Source organism: Corallincola spongiicola (assembly GCF_004284785.1).
Lineage (GTDB): Bacteria > Pseudomonadota > Gammaproteobacteria > Enterobacterales > Neiellaceae > Corallincola > Corallincola holothuriorum.
The window spans coordinates 958,449-977,489 of the sequence record NZ_SHLY01000001.1 but is presented as its reverse complement, the minus strand read 5'-3'; the positions used below and the strand labels follow the sequence as shown (position 1 = coordinate 977,489).

Annotated in this window: 16 protein-coding genes; 12 read left to right on the top strand and 4 right to left on the bottom strand. The window is 49.0% G+C overall.

What is annotated here, in order from left to right; translation table 11 throughout:
• The first annotated feature begins 193 nt into the window (after nt 1-193).
• On the top strand, nt 194-2,695 hold the full coding sequence (locus EXY25_RS04290; protein ID WP_114338085.1) for a glycogen/starch/alpha-glucan phosphorylase: 2,502 nt from the start codon (nt 194-196) through the stop codon (nt 2,693-2,695).
• Between the two features lie 155 nt (nt 2,696-2,850).
• Here EXY25_RS04290 and EXY25_RS04285 read toward each other — a convergent pair whose 3' ends face one another.
• The 3 genes from EXY25_RS04285 to EXY25_RS04275 form a co-directional block, all read right to left on the bottom strand.
• Nucleotides 2,851-3,813 (bottom strand): GGDEF domain-containing protein, encoded by a 963-nt coding sequence (locus EXY25_RS04285; RefSeq protein WP_130565836.1) that lies wholly within the window; start codon nt 3,811-3,813, stop codon nt 2,851-2,853.
• A 198-nt stretch (nt 3,814-4,011) separates the two neighbouring features.
• Nucleotides 4,012-5,985, bottom strand: a complete 1,974-nt coding sequence (locus EXY25_RS04280) for an exoribonuclease II (protein ID WP_130565835.1) — start codon at nt 5,983-5,985, stop codon at nt 4,012-4,014.
• Between the two features lie 52 nt (nt 5,986-6,037).
• The gene (locus tag EXY25_RS04275; protein WP_114338036.1) at nt 6,038-6,517 is read right to left on the bottom strand and encodes a type III secretion system chaperone family protein; all 480 of its coding nucleotides are present in this window, start codon (nt 6,515-6,517) and stop codon (nt 6,038-6,040) included.
• A gap of 193 nt (nt 6,518-6,710) precedes the next feature.
• Here EXY25_RS04275 and astE point away from each other — a divergent pair, with 193 nt between their 5' ends.
• The 3 genes from astE to EXY25_RS04260 all read left to right on the top strand — a co-directional run bounded on the left by astE (nt 6,711) and on the right by EXY25_RS04260 (nt 11,790).
• Nucleotides 6,711-7,754: a succinylglutamate desuccinylase gene (astE, locus tag EXY25_RS04270; RefSeq protein ID WP_165419256.1), complete on the top strand. Its 1,044-nt coding sequence runs from the start codon at nt 6,711-6,713 to the stop codon at nt 7,752-7,754.
• A 165-nt stretch (nt 7,755-7,919) separates the two neighbouring features.
• Complete coding sequence (ydiJ, locus tag EXY25_RS04265; RefSeq protein ID WP_130565833.1) at nt 7,920-10,985, top strand: D-2-hydroxyglutarate dehydrogenase YdiJ; 3,066 nt, start codon at nt 7,920-7,922, stop codon at nt 10,983-10,985.
• A gap of 256 nt (nt 10,986-11,241) precedes the next feature.
• Nucleotides 11,242-11,790, top strand: coding sequence for a DUF2569 domain-containing protein (locus EXY25_RS04260; protein WP_207232102.1), 549 nt, complete (start codon nt 11,242-11,244; stop codon nt 11,788-11,790).
• A gap of 96 nt (nt 11,791-11,886) precedes the next feature.
• Here EXY25_RS04260 and ybaK read toward each other — a convergent pair whose 3' ends face one another.
• Complete coding sequence (gene ybaK, locus EXY25_RS04255) at nt 11,887-12,357, bottom strand: Cys-tRNA(Pro) deacylase (RefSeq protein WP_130565832.1); 471 nt, start codon at nt 12,355-12,357, stop codon at nt 11,887-11,889.
• Between the two features lie 199 nt (nt 12,358-12,556).
• On the opposite strand from ybaK, the gene EXY25_RS04250 reads away from it, so the two are divergent.
• The 8 genes from EXY25_RS04250 (at nt 12,557) to vgrG (ending at nt 19,014) form a co-directional block, all read left to right on the top strand.
• Nucleotides 12,557-13,114, top strand: coding sequence for a Pvc16 family protein (locus EXY25_RS04250; RefSeq protein ID WP_130565831.1), 558 nt, complete (start codon nt 12,557-12,559; stop codon nt 13,112-13,114).
• Complete coding sequence (locus tag EXY25_RS04245; protein ID WP_130565830.1) at nt 13,111-13,845, top strand: hypothetical protein; 735 nt, start codon at nt 13,111-13,113, stop codon at nt 13,843-13,845. Before EXY25_RS04250 ends, EXY25_RS04245 begins: the two co-directional genes overlap by 4 nt.
• Nucleotides 13,846-13,930: 85 nt before the next feature.
• Nucleotides 13,931-15,418 (top strand): phage tail sheath family protein, encoded by a 1,488-nt coding sequence (locus EXY25_RS04240; protein WP_114338042.1) that lies wholly within the window; start codon nt 13,931-13,933, stop codon nt 15,416-15,418.
• Between the two features lie 33 nt (nt 15,419-15,451).
• Nucleotides 15,452-15,886: a phage tail protein gene (locus EXY25_RS04235; RefSeq protein WP_114338087.1), complete on the top strand. Its 435-nt coding sequence runs from the start codon at nt 15,452-15,454 to the stop codon at nt 15,884-15,886.
• 16 nt (nt 15,887-15,902) lie between these two features.
• Nucleotides 15,903-16,349, top strand: a complete 447-nt coding sequence (locus EXY25_RS04230) for a phage tail protein (protein ID WP_130565829.1) — start codon at nt 15,903-15,905, stop codon at nt 16,347-16,349.
• Between the two features lie 39 nt (nt 16,350-16,388).
• On the top strand, nt 16,389-16,553 hold the full coding sequence (locus tag EXY25_RS18730) for a DUF5908 family protein (protein ID WP_158538013.1): 165 nt from the start codon (nt 16,389-16,391) through the stop codon (nt 16,551-16,553).
• Nucleotides 16,554-16,582: 29 nt separating this feature from the next.
• On the top strand, nt 16,583-17,263 hold the full coding sequence (locus EXY25_RS04225; RefSeq protein ID WP_130565828.1) for a CIS tube protein: 681 nt from the start codon (nt 16,583-16,585) through the stop codon (nt 17,261-17,263).
• Nucleotides 17,263-19,014 carry a type VI secretion system tip protein VgrG gene (vgrG, locus tag EXY25_RS04220; protein ID WP_130565827.1) on the top strand — a complete coding sequence of 584 codons (1,752 nt, stop codon included), beginning with the start codon at nt 17,263-17,265 and terminating at the stop codon, nt 19,012-19,014. The genes EXY25_RS04225 and vgrG overlap by 1 nt, the downstream gene beginning before the upstream one ends.
• The last annotated feature ends 27 nt before the right edge of the window (nt 19,015-19,041 follow it).

Here is a 19,041-nt window from a genome sequence, read left to right as displayed (position 1 = left end):
TCGCGGTTTTATTGAAAAATGATGAAAACTCATTACAGTAAAGCCGCGAAAAATCAGACTTGGATCAAAAAAATATAGTGTGTCACCCGTTACGATTTGGCACCTTTGAAATTTTACAACAGAATGTTTGCTCGATTTTTAATCGGTAAGCAACAGTATGTCCCGTAACAACTTAACGAAGGACAGTAATACCATGGCAACCAAGAAAACTACTGCTAGTGCAAAAAAGAAGGCGGCTCCTGCAGCGTCATTCTCTTTGAACACAACAGATTTTAAGGAAAGCATCCTGAAGCATCTGCACTCAACTTTGGGTACAGATGAAAACAAGGCAAGCAATCGTGCATGGGCTGAAGCAACTGCTGCAGCTGCAAACGATTTCGTATACGAGCGTCTGCGTCAAACACAGAAAGCTCACTTCGAAGCAGATACCCGTGCAGTGCACTATCTGTCTGCTGAATTCCTTATGGGTCGTCTGCTTTCAAACAACCTCCATAACCTGGGTGTATTTGATGCAGCCGCAGATGCGCTTAAAGATCTTGGTCAAGACATCTCTGTAATTCTTGATGAAGAGCCAGACATGGCATTGGGTAACGGTGGTTTAGGCCGCCTTGCAGCATGTTTCATTGACTCGCTTGCAACCCTGAACTACCCAGCTATCGGTTACGGTATCCACTACGAGCACGGTTTATTCCGTCAGGAATTCCGTGATAACCGTCAGATTGAGCGCCCAGATGAGTGGCGTGAGTACGGCAGCCCGTTCGAAATCTGCCGTCCTGAGTCTGTACAGCAGGTTCCTCTGTTCGGTTACGTTGAAACTGTATTCGACGAAACTGGTAACATGAAGAAGAAGTGGCACCCTGGCCGCGTGATCAAGGGTATTCCTTGGGATGTTCCAATTGTTGGTTACGGTGCAGAAACTGTAAACATTCTGCGTCTGTGGGAATCACGTGCTTCTGATTTCTTCAACTGGGATGTATTCAACGCTGGCGGTTACATCGATTCACAAGCAGAGAACGCAGAAGCTGAAGCAGTTTCTAAAGTTCTTTACCCGAACGATGAAACTGAAGCTGGTAAGCAGTTACGTCTTATTCAGCAGTACTTCTTCTGTGCATGTTCACTGAAAGATATCATCCGTCGTTATAGCCGTGCACACGGTAACGATTGGAGCAAGTTCTCTACTCAGAACGTGATGCAGCTGAACGATACTCACCCAGCGGTAGCTATCCCTGAGTTGATGCGTCTGTTGGTTGACGAGCATGACCTGAACTGGGATGACGCTTGGACTATCTGTCGTGAGTCATTCGCATACACTAACCACACTCTGCTGCCAGAAGCATTGGAGAAGTGGGACGTATCTTTGTTCGAGCGTGTTCTTCCTCGCCACCTTGAGATCATTTACGAAATCAACCGTCGCTTCCTGGAAGACGAAGTTGAAGTTAAGTGGCCTGGCAACGATGAAATCAAAGCTAAGCTTTCTATCATCGAAGAAGGCGACTCTCGTAAAGTTCGCATGGGCCACCTGTCTGTTGTTGGTTCATTCAAGGTTAACGGTGTTGCTCAAATTCACTCTGAACTGGTTAAGAAAGACTTGTTCCCAGAGTACGACGCACTGTTCCCAGGCAAATTCACTAACGTGACTAACGGTATTACACCGCGTCGTTGGTTGAAGGCTTGTAACCCACGCCTGTCTGCATTGCTGACTGAAAAAGTTGGTGAAAACTGGCCGCGTGACCTTGAGTTGCTTCGTGATATCGCTAAGTACGCTGATGATCCTGCATTCCAAAAAGAATACATGGATATCAAACTTGCCAACAAAGTTGACATGGCTGCGACTATCCTTGAACTGACCGGCGTTGAAGTTGACCCAACGGCTATCTTCGATATTCAGATCAAGCGTCTTCACGAGTACAAGCGTCAGCAGATGAACCTGTTGCACATCTTGGCTCTGTACCGTCGTCTGTTGGAAAACCCAGACTACGACATGAATCCTCGTGTTGTTATCTTCGGTTCTAAAGCAGCACCTGGCTACAAGCTGGCGAAAGACATCATCTACGCACTGAACTGCATTGCAGAGAAAGTGAACAGTGATGCACGCATCAAAGGTAAGTTGAAGGTTGTATTCCTGCCTAACTACCGTGTAACTATCGCTGAGAAATTGATCCCTGCAGCTGACTTGTCACAGCAGATCTCTCTGGCCGGTTACGAAGCTTCAGGTACTGGTAACATGAAGCTGGCTCTGAACGGTGCCTTGACTGTTGGTACACTTGACGGTGCTAACATCGAGATCGCTGAAGAAGCCGGTGAAGAGAACGTATGTATCTTCGGTATGAACGTTGATGAAGTTCAGGCGTTGCAGGCTCAGGGTTACAACCCTTGGGACTACTACTACAGCAACCCAGAGCTGAAAGCTGTTCTGGATTGGTTAGATACTGACTACTTCACACCTGGTAAGCCTGGTGAACTGTCTAGCATCAAGCGCAGCTTGCTTGACGGTGGTGACCCGTACATGGCTCTGGCTGACTTCCAGTCTTACTCAGATGCTCAGAAAGATGCTGACAGCCGTTATAGCGACAAAGCTGGCTGGGCACGTGCAATGATCATCAATACAGCGACTATGGGTAAATTTAACTCAGACCGCTCTATGGAAGATTACGTACGTGACATCTGGAAGCTGACCAAGTGTCCAGTAAAATAATTCTTTAGATAATAAAGAACGTTGAAAAAGCCACCTTCGGGTGGCTTTTTTATTGCCCTATCAGCGGCAACTGATTCTCCATTTATGGTTGGTCGGTGTTGCAAGCAGGGAAATGGTTTGGTGGAGCACTGAACGGTGGCTTACTAAATCGAATACTATTCAGCGACGACTTGGTTCCTACCGGAATCTTTGGCTTGATAAAGTCTCGCGTCAGCACGTTTTAGCCAACTGTCAGTGGTTTCGTTCAGAACTAACTCGGCAACACCAAAGCTTGCCGTTAGTTTTATATCGTTGGGTAATGCAATGTTTGTTATTGCATTACGTAGCTTTTCTGCCACAGCCATGGCATCCATCTGCTCGGTCTCAGGCAATAAGATGGCAAACTCTTCACCGCCAAAGCGGTACAGATGATCGGTTTTTCGTAGCTCTTTCTTTAAGCACTGAGTCGATAACTTAAGCACATCATCGCCGACAGTATGACCATGTTCGTCGTTTACTCGTTTGAAGTGATCAAGGTCAACACAGATAAGCGTGTAATGCCTGTGGTATCTGAGTTTCAGACGGATCGCTTCCTGCAGCGCGGGCTTCATTGCTCGGCGGTTCAGCGCGCCGGTGAGGGGATCCCGATTTGCCTGTTGTTCTAATGCGTCGTTTTTATCTTCTACCTGATAAGCGAAGAAGGCCGTAAAAATCAGTGATAGGGCTAAACCGATGGCAAATTTCAACACCATGATCGCGGGCGCACTATTGAGTGCTGCGAGCAGGGCAAAACTGGTAAAACAGATACTGAGTATTAAGCCGAGGCGGAAGCCAAAGACAAAGAACAGCATGGATGTTAAACCAAAACAGAAAATTAGCCCTCTAATACCGAGGAGATAGCAGATAGCAAGCATACCTCCGCTGGCCAGTAAGATAAAAATGCGGCTGTAGAGAACGTTGTTTTTACTTTGGGCTAATCTGACCGTTGAAAGAATGAGTGGCAGTGCGATGAGCATCAGCAGAGTGCCGACAATGACGTTTTCTTTGAACAAGTGGTATAAGCCGTAGCCAACGATGGGCACCAGCATCACCAAATGCAGTGGAATAGATATTTTCTTCGACAGGCCTGAGCTCAGCATCCGTTTGATAAATAGTCCGCCGTACCAATAGGTTAAGCGTACTACCTATTTGTCTAATTAGTAGTAACTATCGCTGATATAGATAGGAAATGTGAGGGGGCTTACATATGTTGGCGGAGTGACCTGTTGCTAGTTGAACGGGAAGGGGACGACTGATTGCCATCCCCGTTCTTAACGATTCAATGAAACTGGCGCATTTTAGCTTAGTGTCTCGGCGAGACGGGCGACTAAGGAGCGAGTGGCGCTGCGTGCTTCTGTTAATACCACAGTTATCTGGTCGGCAAGCTTCAATGCCACTTCCTGTTTTATTTTGAGGGTTCCGGCATCACGGTCGATCTCTAGCTCTTCTTTTTTACTGTGAATAAGAGAGGCCGGTACAAATGCCATCGCGCCATTATCAAGCAACCTTACGCGCGCGCCGCCACGATTAAGATCGATAATTTCTGCACCAAATTCAGTTTTCTCTTTTACCGCTTTTTCGAGAAAATTCACATACAACCAATCCGACATAGAGCGCTCGGCTTGGCGGTTACGCTTGCGCTGAAGGGTAAGGTGGTCGACGAGTTCTGCAGTGGGTTTCAACACAACCTCGGTTTTGTTCGCCAGAACCGCTTTTAATAACCGATGATTGATCATATCGCCGTATTTTCTGATTGGCGATGTCCACGTCGCATAGCTTTCAAAACCCAAGCCATAGTGTGGGCCCGGCTCATAGTGGATCAGGCTATAACTCTGTTTGGAGCGGATCCGCGCATCAAGGTAGCCGGTCTCCTGTGCATCAAGCCAACGCCGAAGATCGCAGAAGCCATCTAACGTCAGCAGGGTTTCGCGATTAAAATTGCCGCCCTGTTCATTCACTATCGCAATAACGTCATCAACCTTCTCTGGATCAAGCCCGTTGTGAACATTGAAGATGCCACTGTTTAGTTCTGCTTTCAGCCAGTTTGCAGCGCTTACATTGGCCACCAACATAGATTCTTCAACCATGCGATGGGCAATGTTTCTATGCTCAACATGGATCGCTTCAACCTCTCCCTGAGCATTCACTTCAAAGCGGTAATCGGGACGTTCAGGGAATATTAACGCATGTTCGTGACGCCAATTGCTACGCGCCAGGGTAAATTGGTGCAGCGCTTTAAGTTGTGCCGACAAAGCATCATCGGGTTGCCAGTTGAGGGTATCGTTGTCTGAGCTTTGCGCTGTGTTGTCATCTAAGAAAGCGGCGACGTTACTGTAACTGAGTTTGTGTTGCGATTTAATCCAGGCGAGGAAGAATTCGCTATTTCCGCTTAGGGCACCATCCTCATTTATGGTGACACGACAACATAATGCTGGGCGTTTCTCTCCTGCCACCAATGAGCATAACTCTTCGCTCAATTTCGGCGGTAGCATAGACACATTGTGTCCGGGAAGGTAGAGGGTAAATGCCCGTTGCTTAGCTTCTTCGTCCAGTGCAGAGCCATCTGCAATGTAAGCGGTTGGATCGGCGATAGCGATGGTCAGTTCCCAACCATTGCCCGTTTCGCGGATCATCAAGGCGTCGTCCATATCCTTGGTCGATGCACTATCGATGGTAAAGAAAGGTTGCTCGGTCAGGTCCAGACGTTCGCTTTCATCCTGAAGTTGTTCGTAGGCTTGTTCTGCCGGCGGTTGATCCGGTAACTCGTGCGTGGCTGGAACTACCTTCCATGCCGCCAGTTTATCATTTGCACTGGTGATCTTTCGTTCGATACTGGCAAAAAACGTGTTATCACCTTTAAGCGGATGGCGTTGCAGGCGAGCAACCACCCAATCTCCCTCTTCGAAAGTAACGTCTTGACCCGCGTCATTTCGAGCGTTGATCTGGGTTTTGATTTGCGGATGGTCAGCAACAAGCGCAGGACGGCGGTCTTTACGATATTTAATGCGGGCGATAAATCTGTCTAGCCCTGCTTCGAGCAAACTGTCTGGCTCAACACTCTCTTTCTCGCCATCTTTACGCAGTACAGCGACAACCCGGTCTCCATGCAGAACGGTTTTCATTGCCGGAGGCGGGACAAAGTAGCGTTTGCCTTTGTCGGTCTCTAAAAAACCGTAACTCTTGTCTGTGCCACGAATAGTGCCTTCGACCTTAGGTGCAGCCGCTTTGATCTCGCTTTTCAGCTGTTGCAGAAGAGGGTTATCTTTAAACATATTTTTCCTAAATAAACTTTACTGGTCGCCGAGATAGAGACTATCAAGGAGATTAATGCACCGTGTTAGTAGAAGAGGCCTCGACTGGAGCTTCTTCATCATTCGGCATCAGTACACCATTATCATTACACTCACCAACGACCTGCTCGATTATTTCACTGGTCTGGGTAAAGAAATGTTCAAACTGTTTGAGCGTGACCCCTGCGCCCACATACAGGGATTGACTGACGACAAGGCGGGGTAAAGTCGAATCCTGAATATCGACAAAGATCTTCGTGGTGGGGTAAGTTGCATTGAGATTCCCCATTTCTCCCAGCAGCGGCAGTAAGCCCGTGGGTTTTAATTCTGCCTCACAGGAAAGCAATACCCATTCAGGATCGGTGAATAGGCGTGCTTCCATTACCCCTTCGCAGCGCTGCAAAGCGGTTAAGTGAATAGCTTGGCAGTTGTCGCAGAGATAGGTTTCTACGCTGAAAGAGTCGAGCCAATGCTGAATTTGATCCCGGTCGGGACGGATTAAGGTGTCGACCATCTATCTGGTGATCCCGTGATGATAAAGTGAAGAGTGTAGGTGAGAATACTGGATAAAAACCTACACCTGTCATACAGACGTTACAGCGCCGAAGTATACGCATTTTGCAGCTTTTAAGACAGCCCTTGCCGCGTGTTGTAACGCCGTTATAGTAAAGGTCTGTTGGCACTTAGCTGTGAAAAAGGATAAAAGCTTGAACGCTCAGCACCTACTCGATAATAGTGATTTTCTAACCGAGCTTCTTTCTGCAGCAGGGAACGATTCTGCGCAACTGAACTGGCAACATCGTGGCGTTCAATATGCTTGGCTCGGCGAGGGCATACTCTTGTTGGAGCCATTAGCTAAGGCTGCGCAGACAGATTTAGTGTTGTCCTGTGGGATCCATGGGAATGAAACGGCGCCAATTGAGATCTGCAACCGACTGGTTAATGCGATCGTGAATGGCACATTGACGTTGGGCGTTAGGCTACTGGTGATTGTTGGCAATATTCCAGCGATGAAGCAGGGCACCCGTTTTGTTGATGAGAATTTAAATAGGTTATTCAAACCCGAACAGTTAACGGGTGATGCCAATCAGGAGCAGTGTCGGGCCACTGAGCTGATGACGGTATTAGATCAGTTTTATACTGCCGCAGGTGCTGGCCGGCGTCGTATTCATCTGGATCTACACACGGCAATTCGTGGTTCTAAGCATGAGAAATTTGCTGTACATCCTTTCCTTCATGGTCAACCTTATTGTGCCGATTTTATCCAGCTGCTGGCTGCACTTGAGTGCTCGGCCATCCTGTTGTCCCACGAGCCAACCGGGACATTTAGCTATTTCAGTTCGCGGCAATATGCTGCTCAAGCAGCTACCGTTGAGCTTGGAAAAGTAAAACTGTTTGGTGAAAACCGACTGCAAGATTATCTCGCTACTGAGCATGTTTTGCAGGAACTAATCGCTGAGCGATTCTCGCCGTCATCTGCTGGCTTGCCATCTACCGTGAGCTTCTTCCAGGTGTGTCGCTCTATTCATAAACTCTCTGACGAGTTTCACCTGAGTTTTGCTGACGATATTGATAATTTCACTGGTTTTGCCAAGGGAGAGCGCTTGTGTCATGACGGTGATGTTAGTTATGTCGCCGAGCATGAGGGGGAAGCGATAGTGTTTCCTAATGCTGGCGTTGCGATTGGTCAGCGTGCTTTATTGACGCTGAAACGGCTAGATGATCCGGTTGCGCATCTGCCCTTAGCATAAGCTGTCCCGTTTGAAGTAGCGCCGAAACATTAGATAACAATGATCCAAATGCCTAGCTCCCGGTGAATAACTGGTAAGCGCTCTCTATTTGTGAGAACAAAGCGGCGATATGCCGTGATATAATGCGCCCCCTTTTATGTTTAAGCGGCGAGAGATTGGCATTTCATGATACCCAAGATAGGTCATCAACACCTGCTGGCGCCTGAGTGTCTGGCATACCTACAAGCCTTAGAGCAAGCCGGTTTTGAAGGCGATATTGAAAAACAATATGGCAGTCGGTTAGCTGTTGCTACCGACAACAGTGTTTATCAGCAGCTTCCCCAAGGGGTTTTGTTCCCTAAGCATCATCAAGATGTGCAGCTGATGACTGTATTAGCCAATGAAAAACGTTTTCAGACTATTACTTTTAGCGCTCGTGGCGGCGGTACCGGCACCAATGGACAATCCTTAACACCTGGCTTAGTCGTGGATCTGTCGCGACACATGAATCGCGTGCTGGAAGTCAACGCTGAAGAGGGCTGGGTTCGGGTCGAAACCGGTGTGGTTAAAGACCAACTCAATGATGCGCTCCGCCCCCATGGTTTGTTTTTCTCACCGGATCTCTCCACGTCAAACCGTGCCACCGTTGGCGGCATGATCAATACCGATGCCTCAGGACAGGGGTCACTGGTTTATGGCAAAACCAGTGACCATATTCTTGGATTGCGATCTGTACTGGTCGACGGCACCGAAATTGACACCCAGCCGATCCCCCTAGCCGAGGCAGAAACCTTAGCAGCAGGTGAGGGCACGGTCGCCAAACTTTATCGTCAAATTCTGGCCAGTTGTCGTGATAAGCGTCAGGCTGTCTTGGATAAGTTCCCCCCATTGAACCGCTTTTTGACTGGCTATGATCTCAAGCATGCGTTAAATGATGATCAGACTGAAGTGGATGCAAGTCGCTTGTTGGCGGGCTCGGAAGGCTCTTTAGCAATAATCACAGAAGCCAAGCTTAATACAACGGTGATACCTAAGCATCGTGCTCTGGTTAACGTGAAGTACGACAGTTTTGAATCGGCCTTACGTAATGCACCTGTGATGGTGAAAGCGGATGCATTGTCGGTTGAGACGATCGACTCAAGGGTACTGAATTTAGCCAAAGAAGATATCGTTTGGCACTCGGTGAAAGAGTTGATCACCGACGTTCCGGGTAAAGAGTTGCTTGGTATTAATATTGTTGAGTTTGCCGATCACAGTGCTGATGATCAGCAAGCCAAATTGCAGGCTTTACGTGTGCAGTTGGACAAACTGATCGCCGATGAGCAAGGCGGCGTGATTGGTTATCAGGTCACAGAAGATCTGGCTTCCATTAACCGCATTTATGGTATGCGCAAGAAAGCTGTGGGCCTGCTCGGCGCTGCCAAAGGGCGTAAAAAGCCGATCGCTTTTGCTGAAGATACCTGTGTGCCCCCAGAAAACTTGGCAGACTTCATCATGGAGTTTCGCCAGCTACTGGATGATCATCAGCTTAACTACGGTATGTTTGGACATGTGGATGCGGGTGTGTTGCATGTGCGTCCGGCGCTGGACATGTGTGATCCCGAACAGGAAGTGTTGCTGCGTAAGATCTCCGATCAAGTGGTGGCATTGACTGCCAAGTATGGCGGATTGATGTGGGGTGAGCATGGCAAAGGCTATCGTAGCGAATATTCGCCAGCGTTTTTCGGTGACGAACTATGGGGTGAGTTACGCAAGATTAAATCCGCATTTGACCCATTTAACCGCTTAAATCCTGGCAAGATCTGTACGCCGTTTGAATCTGACGCTCAGCTGGTGTCGGTGGATGCAACTAAGCGTGGTTTTTACGATCGCCAGATCCCAGTTAAGGTGCGTGATAGCTTCACCCAAACCGTTGATTGCAATGGTAATGGCCTGTGCTTTAACTACGATCTGACTAGCCCAATGTGCCCATCGATGAAGATCACCAAAGATCGTCGTCATTCGCCGAAAGGGCGTGCCGGTTTAGTGCGCGAATGGTTGCGTTTAGCTGAAAACGAAGGGGTGGATGTACTCGCTCTCGAACAGCAAACGCAGCGTGGCGGATTAAGCATTAAGCATCTGGTAGATAAAGTGGGTAACACATGGCGCAAGTCGCAGGGCGAATATGATTACGCCCACGAAGTGATGGAAGCGATGAAAGGTTGCTTGGCGTGTAAAGCCTGTACCAGCCAGTGTCCTATCAAAGTCGATGTACCGACATTCCGTGCCCGCTTTATGAACCTGTATCACACGCGATACTTGCGTCCCGCGCGTGATTATTTGGTTGCGAATATCGAAAAAGCACTGCCGTTGATGGCCAAATTCCCAGGGTTTATTAACTTCTTCCTTAAGCAAGCATGGATTAAGTTCTTGACCAAGAAAACCGTAGGATTTGTGGATGCGCCGTTGATCAGTACACCGACGTTAAAGCAGTCAATGCACGGCCATGCTGCCTTAGGCTATGAACTGTCTGATCTGCAGGCGATCCCTGAAGTGCAACGCGGTGAGTATCTGCTGGTGGTACAGGATCCGTTCACCACCTATTACGATGCTGATGTCGTCCGTGATCTGCTATTGCTGATCGAAAAACTGGGTTATAAGCCAGTGCTACTGCCATTCAAACCCAATGGTAAACCACAGCATGTGAAAGGCTTTTTGACTGCATTTGCCAAAACGGCTAAAGACAGTGCTGAGTTTTTGCAGCAAGTGAGCGAACTCGGTATGCCGATGGTCGGTGTTGACCCATCGCTGGTGATGACCTATCGCGATGAATATGTTCATGCGCTGGGAGAAGCTCGTGGTGATTTCGAGGTGATGCTGTTCCAGGAGTGGTTCCTGAAAACCCAGCCGGAGCCGCCGAAACCGACAGTGGAACTGAGTAAGCAACCAGCCTACAAACTGTTTGGTCACTGCACAGAAAAAACCGCGTTACCTACCAGTGACAGCGATTGGCAGAAGATCTTCGAACTGTTTGGGATTCCGCTGGCGAATCAGCCGGTAGGGTGTTGTGGCATGGCGGGTACCTATGGTCATGAAGCGCCAAACTATGACAATTCGAAAGGGATCTACGAACTTAGTTGGCAAGATCCGATCAAGGATAATCCTACTGAGGCTGTACTTGCTACCGGTTACTCATGCCGTAGTCAGGTGAAGCGTTTTGACGGCTTTAAACCTAAGCATCCAGTGCAAGCGTTGTTGGCGCTTTATCAATAGGCCCTAGCGGCACGCATCGCATGTTGTGTTAATAAAAAGCCACTTGGGTCAAACCAAGTGGCTTTTATTATGGTGTCAGTTTATCGAATAGCGGGTTAGGGCGATAAGAAATTGATTGGCTGTTTTTAAATGGATCTAGTTGTGGGCGTGTTTATATCAGTGCATGATCCGGTTAAACGCGGTGAATAGTGTTGTCGCTTACATGACAAATTATGTGTGCCAGTGGGCGCTGTTATCTTAGATATAAGGGAAGCTGATGGAAGACCGTCAAATGGATGATGACAAAAAATATCAGGGAATCGGAGGGTGGCTGATCTTAGTGGCTATCGGTGTGGTGCTGAAGCCCATAGTTTTACTTGTGAAAACCTTACCTATCTTTGTTCCTATTTTTATCGACGATACGTGGCAGCAGCTAACCACGGCCGGCTCTGAGTATTACCATCCAATGTGGGCACCATTAATTATTGGTGAGGTGACGTTCAACATCGGGATGCTGATTGCTTCTGTTGCGCTGCTGTATCTGTTTTTTACTAAGCACTACCGTTTTCCGTTGCTGTTCATTCTGGTTTCAGTTGTTTCATTGGGTGTGTTGCCTTTGGACGCATGGCTTACCTCATTCCTATTTCCAGATGAACCGATATTTGACCCGGCAACTGTGAAAGAGTTATCTCAGACAGCGATTGTGGCGCTTATCTGGATCCCTTACATGTTGGTGTCAAAAAGAGTGCGAGCGACCTTTATCGAGAAACGTCCAATCGCTGCTGATGGCCTCACGGAGAAATCAAGCGTCAATACTATCGGTTAATGTAAGCATGTTTCTGTACTATATTTTGCGGTTAGCTCTGGCTAATGTGGAATTTTTGTATTGAAATCCTTGCTTGGTGTGCTGGCTGTGCGTGACTTAGGAGCCAGTCAGCACAGCAAATTTGCCATTGATCAGACGTCGTAAATCAGTTGCAGCCAGCTCGATCTCTAATCCCCGTTTTCCGGCGCTGACATAGATGGTATTGAAGGCGTTTGCTGACTCATCAATTAGCGTGCGGAGGCGTTTCTTTTGCCCTAAGGGGCTGACGCCACCGAGGATATATCCGGTCGCTCTTTCTACCGCTTGCTGCGGTGCCATGACTGCTTTCTTGGCGTTACAGCTTTTCGCTAACGATTTCATACTGAGTTTATGACACACAGGGATCACGGCAACGACAAGCTCCTTAGTCTCTAGCTGTACAACCAATGTTTTGAATACCTTCTCAGCGTCAACGCCGAGTTTCTCGGCTGCTTCCAGGCCATAGGAGTCAGTTGCGGGATCGTGTTTGTACTGATGGATCCGGTGTTCTATCGCCTGCTGCTTGGCAAGGTTAATCGCTGGCGTCATTGGTCATTCTCGTTAGGTTAGTCATTGGTTATTCAGTTACCCCTTATAGTTCGTGCGGCTATTATTTATTTCTAAATAATATTTTTACACTTTTCAACGCAATAGCTGTTTTCGCTGCTCTCAGGTTCGCCATCTACTGCTTTGTTGTCTAGGTTCTGTATAGGGTAGTTCCCAATCGACGTAACAGGGATGTGGCGACATGATTGCAGATGCACTGGAGTATATACGCAGAGAGGTCAGAGAGTATCTCAGCCTTGCCGATACTGAGGTGACGCTGGGACATGCCCATGAACTAAAAGATATTGGTAGTGCGGGTGTCCGGCTTACTCTGGTGAGTCTGGCTGAAGAATCAGCCCTTAGAAATCAAAGTCACACGGTAAGAACGCTCAACTCATTCGAATATCAACAGCCCCCTGTATTACTCAATTTGTTTCTATTGATCTCATTTGATTTTAGCCAATATGAAACCAGCCTTTTGCGTTTGTCGCAGACGGTTGAGCGGTTTCAATCCCAGCGCTATTTTGATCATAACAATGCCTCTGATCCCAACCTTTGGCCCGACGGGCTGGAGCGACTTGTATTCGATCTGCATAACGTCGGATTCGAGCAGTTAAACCAGTTATGGGGGGTCTTGGGGGGCAGCTACTACCCGTCGATTTTATACAAAGTGCGACTAGTGAAAATCCAAGCGCAAGAATCAGTGTCAGGCCCAGAAATTACCTCAATGCAAGTGAATACGAGGTTGATTAAGCCATGAGTTTTCGCCGTGATTATCTGCCTCTGTTTAGTATCGAATTAGTCGACAATGACAGCGGCTTGCCTATTGCTGCTAGATTCTCTCCGACTGGGCGTTGTAGTAAGCGAATGGCCAATCACGGTTTGCTATTTAGGAAACGCAACAATATGGCTGAGGTGTATTACAGTCGTAATCCGTGGGCGGAGTCCCCCGTTATTGGCGCTATCAGCGCGCTAACCCAGTTTGATTTTTCTATCCGTTTACCTGACGGCTTTTATCAACGCTATCAAGCTGATTTCGCGGGCCTTGGCTTGCGACATATGCACCTGCAGAACCGGGCTGCCGATGGCAGCCTTCGCCAAACGGCAGTGGCTTCTCTCAGTCAAACAGCGCTGCTGGGTGATCAGGATGGTGCACTCATTGTTTCCCAGCACTACCAAGCGCGTATGAACTTGCCTATTGGCGCTTCAGCGATAGATATCAGGGCACAATTTTCGGAAACCATTGTGAAATCTATTGCGGTAACACAGGTAGGTAGCGATACCCCTGTTTCTGTCGATTTTTCCGGCTTGCCGTTTGGCCGATACACCTTGGCGCCTAACAATGCGCCGGCACAAAGGCTGACAGTTTATTTTGACGATAATCTGGTAGGCGATGGGGGGCATGGATTGGTGGCGGTATTTATCAATCAATCTCAAGCGCTCGCGCCTGCCCAAGGTTATCGTTTTGTGGCTCGTGTAGAACCCCGTTAGCAAGGGACCTTGTCCGAAGTCTGTTGATGGTATTTAACAACCGTTAACCCTGTGGCTAATGAAAGCCGCAGTAAGAGGACTGATTATGGCTTCGTATAATACCCCCGGGGTCTATATTGAAGAGATCACCAAGTTCCCTCCCTCCGTTGCCGCTGTGGAGACTGCCATTCCTGCCTTTATTGGATTTACCGAAAAGGCGGAGGATGAAAATGGCAACCCGATCCCCAATACCCCCACTCGAATTACCTCCATGGTGGAATATGAGGCGCGATTTGGGCGGGCGCCATTGCAAGCTTTTAGTGTCGATGTCTCACAGAAGGTGTTGAGCACTGGCAATAAACTGCTTTCAACCACGGTGAGCTTTGATGGCACTAAGCCAAGGTTTCCCCCTTATATGCTCTATTACAGCATGCTGCTGTACTTTGCCAATGGTGGCGGCCCTTGTTATGTGGTCTCTATTGGTGACACATCCAGCACGGCGTACAGCACGGGGTTGTTTACGGCAGCGATCACCAAACTGGAAGAGTACGATGAGCCGACGCTTTATCTCTTTCCTGATGCCTGTTCTCACCGCGCCAGCAATGAAGGCACGGACAGCGGGGTGGGGGATATTATTGATGCGGCTTTGACTAGCTGCGCCAAACTGCAGGATAGGTTTACCATTGCCGATGTCCGTAATGCAGTGACTGGCGGCACAGATACGAATGCAGAAGTCACCACCCATCTGCGAGGGCAGGTGCTGTCTGACAAAGATATCATCAAGTATGGCGCCGCCTATTTTCCTTACCTTGATACTTCGATCGATTTCCTCACCGGCGATGGCGCGATCACTATCAATACCCACACAGTGATCAGCGTGGCTGATGATGGCACAGAAACCTCCGCTCCAGGCCCGATCGCTGCGGATACCCTGCTCAGCGACGCGTCAGTGGTGCAGAGCCAAACCACGGTTTACAACGCGGTCAAAGCCTTTCTTCGAAACAACGGCAAAGTGACTCTGCCGCCAAGCGCTGCAGTGGCCGGTGTGTATGCCCGCGTTGATGCCAGCCGAGGCGTATGGAAAGCGCCTGCAAATGTCGGCTTAGCCCTCGTCGATAAGCCTGCGGTTACTATCACCAACGATATTAACGACGGGCTCAACGTCGATCCGGGGTCGGGTAAGTCGGTCAATGCGATCCGTGCGTTTGCCGGTAAAGGTGTGTTGGTGTGGGGCGCTCGCACCCTGGCCGGTAACGATAATGAGTGGCGCTATGTGCCAGTCAGGCGCTTTTTTAACTTTGTTGAAGAGTCGATTAAGAAAGCCACCTCGGCGTTCGTGTTTGAACCAAATGACGCTAATACCTGGGTCAAGGTCAGAACCATGATCGAAAACTTCCTGGTACTGCAGTGGCGTGATGGCGCGCTTGCTGGCGCAAAACCAGAAGATGCTTTCTACGTCCATATAGGCCTCAATCAAACGATGACAGCCGACGACATTTTGAATGGTTACATGAATGTCGAGATAGGTATGGCGGTAGTGCGTCCTGCGGAGTTCATTGTGCTGAAGTTCTCCCACAAGATGCAGGAATCATGAGCGGTTACCCAACTTTGAATGTGAGGAATGATCATGGCTAATAACTACCCCTTACCCAAGTTTCACTTTTCCGTGGAGTGGGGCGGACAGTCCATCGCTTTTTCAGAAGTGAGTGGGCTGGATGTTGAAACCGAAGTGATTGAATACCGCAGTGGCGCGCATCCCGAATACAGCAAAATCAAGATGCCCGGTATGCAGAAGTTCAGCAACGTCACCATGAAACGTGGTGTGTTTAAGTCTGATAACGAGTATTTCGCTTGGTACAACAGCGTCAAAATGAACACCATTGAGCGCCGAGACGTCATTATCAGTCTGCTGAATGAAGAGCATGAGCCCGTGATGGTTTGGAAAATCAAGAACGCGTGGCCAACTAAGATCCAATCGACCGATTTGAAAGCGGAAGGTAACGAAGTCGCGATAGAAAGTATCGAGTTGGTGCACGAAGGTTTGGTGATCCAAAACGATTAGCGAGGGTGCTTGAACGATGGTGCAGTCTGGCGTTGGTTATCCCATGGTGGGGTTTCATTTCCGAGTGGAGTTCGCTCTCTCTTCGGCCTCCTATGATATGCAGTTTCGTGATGTCTCTGGCTTATCGATGGAATTAGATGAGGAGAGTGTCACCGAGGGGGGAGAAAACCGTTTTATTCAGCGCCTACCCAAGCGAGCCAAATATCCAGACCTGGTATTGAAGCGGGGCATGCTGCAGGACTCAGAGTTAAGAGAGTGGTGCCGAGCCGCGATCCAGGAAATGGATATTCAGCCGGTCACGGTCTGGGTCATTCTGCTGAATGAACAACATGAACCCTTGCAAACCTACACCTTTATTAACGCTTGGCCGAAGCGTTGGCAGCTGTCGGATCTGAACGCCGAAAGTAGCGCGGTCGTTATCGAAACCCTAGAGCTGGCTTACCAGTATTTTACCGTGAATTGATGTGGACATTGTTTACTCATATTCCCACAGGAGGTTGCGATGCCCATTGTCATTGATGAATTGATCGTGACAGCTGAAGTGACGTCACCTTCGGGTGCAGAAACAACGACGGAGCAGGCTTTGTCTGATCTCGATCGTGAGCAGTTGATCCGCGAGTGTGTGGATGAAGTGTTGGCGGTATTAGAGCGTCAGTCAGAACGATAGTGGCAGACAGATAGAGCGGAGAATCTATTGTGGTTGATGGTTACCTCGAAAAGCTCAAAATTACCCCCTTTTTACAGGGCGAAGGTGTTCAGTCCTCCTTACCTGGTGGTGCGCCGTTTCTTGTTCAATTTAATCCAGAGAGCTTTTCTGTCAAAAACGATGTCAAACTCAATAGTGGTCAGGTTGCCACCGGAGCAACAGCGAAAGAAGCGAAGCAGGTATCTATCCCGCCCCGTGAATTCAATTTTGACTTCCTGCTTGATGGCACAGGTGCCAGTGGCCCAAGCCCTGATGTGACGGTGCAAATAAAGCTGTTTGAGAAGACCACCGGATTCACCGGACAAACCCATAGGAACCACTTTTTGGTATTGCAGTGGGGGCAGTTTGTCGTCAGTTGCGTACTGAAGTCATTCACTATCAAGTACACGCTGTTTCGTCCCAACGGTACGCCATTGCGAGCCAATTTGTCGGCGGTGTTTGTTGAGCATAAACCGAAGCAGCAGCAGAACCTTGAAAACAACCTCAAGTCCCCTGATGTGACCCATACCCATCGGGTTCAGGGCGATGAACACCTAGCGACTTTATGCCACCAATATTACCGCGATCCGACGCTCTACTATCGGGTGGCTGCCGCTAATCAGTTAAATAATTTGCGGCAGATCCGCGCCGCCGACGAGCTGCTCTTCCCACCAGTAGAAGGGAAGCGCTGATGCCAAGAACCCTACCTAATACAGGCGACCTCATTACTTTCACCCTAAAGTCAGACGGTGTTGCGCTATCCGCTGACTATGAAGTCGAGATGCTTGATATCCGCCGTCATGCCAACAAAATCGCATCCGCGACCCTCGTGCTGATAGACGGAGATCCTGCCCGTGCGACGTTTGCCCATAGCAGTGCTGCAACGTTGGTGCCGGGTGCAGAGATTGAGATCCTGGTGGGTTACAACAGTCGCGAGACATCCTTGTTTAAAGGGATTTTGCTGCGTCAACAATTGAAGGTGACTGAAAACGGAACCAGTCGGTTGAAAGTGGAGTGCCGAGATGGCGCGTTCGTTATGGCGCAGGCTGCTAAGTCCCGCTACTTTCAGCAGTTGTCTGATTCAGGCTTGTTTGACCGTTTACTCTCCGACTACTCAGGTCTGACCTTAACTGCGGTAAACACCCTGTTTACTCATCCAGAAATTGTGCAATTTCGGCAAAGTGATTGGGAGCTGATGTTGCAACGTGTGGAGCTCAATGGCCTCTATATTGCCACTGAGGATGGCACCGTGCGGATCAGTGAAGTCGCTGATGAAGTGAACCCAATCGCCGTGAGATATGGCATTGATGTGATCGAATGTGATTTCCAGCTGGATGCGCGTAATCAGTTTAGTGAGGTGACCTGTCATGCATGGTTACCGGCAGATCAGCAGATGACATCGGCGACCGGTACACCGGCTAATTTCAGTGCACCTGGAAATATCCCGCCGCAGGCATTGGCGCAAGCCGCTGGGAACCAACCAATGAGTCAAACAACCAGCGGCAGCTTTGCTATCGAGCAACTGCAATCGGCCAGTAATGCTCTGGTTGCCCGGCAACAGCTGGCTAAGGTCCAGGGAACCGTCACGGTACAGGGCGTGGCAGCGTTCCAAATCGGTAGCTGGGTTGAATTGCAGGGATTTGGTGAACGTTTTAATGGCACCGCTTGGGTGGGGGGGCTCCGGCATGTGGTTAGTCGTGGAAATTGGTTAACCACGCTACAAGTGGGGATGAGCCCGCAGCCGCAAACTGAACATTGCTTGATGCCGCCAACGACTAAATCGCCGTTTGCTACTGCTTCGGCAGCCAGTTTGGTGTCGGGATTGCAGATAGGAGTGGTAACACAATTACAAGATGATCCGATGGGCGAAGAGCGGATCTTGGTAAAGCTACCCAGTATTGATGCTAACCATGACGGCATCTGGTGCCGATTAGCGACACTGGACGCTGGTGATCAGCGGGGCGTTGTTTGTCGTCCAGAGATTGGTGATGAAGTGGTTGTCGGGCTATTTGATAACGATCCCCATTCCACAGTAGTACTTGGCAGCCTACATAGCAGTGGTAAGGCACCTCCGATTGCAGCAAGTGATGATAACCATGAAAAAGGGTGGACGACCCGCTCCGGGATCGCTTTCACCATTGATGATGAGAAAGCCAGCGTGATGGTGGCAACCCCCGCAGGCAATAGCCTCACCATCAATGATGACCAAAGCACGATCGTGGTCGAAGACCAACATGGCAATAAGATCACCATGGAGCAGGCGGGGATCAGCTTGTCTTCCGCTAAAGACCTGACGCTGAGTGCCAGCGGAGATATCAAACTGGAAGCAACAGGTATCGATATCGCTGCCAACGGTGAAGCTAATCTCAGCGGGCAAGCTGGCACGAAAGTAGAAAGCAGTGCCAATACCGTGGTCAAAGGCTCCTTGGTTCAGATTAATTAGTGAGTGGCATATATAAGAGGGATTTTC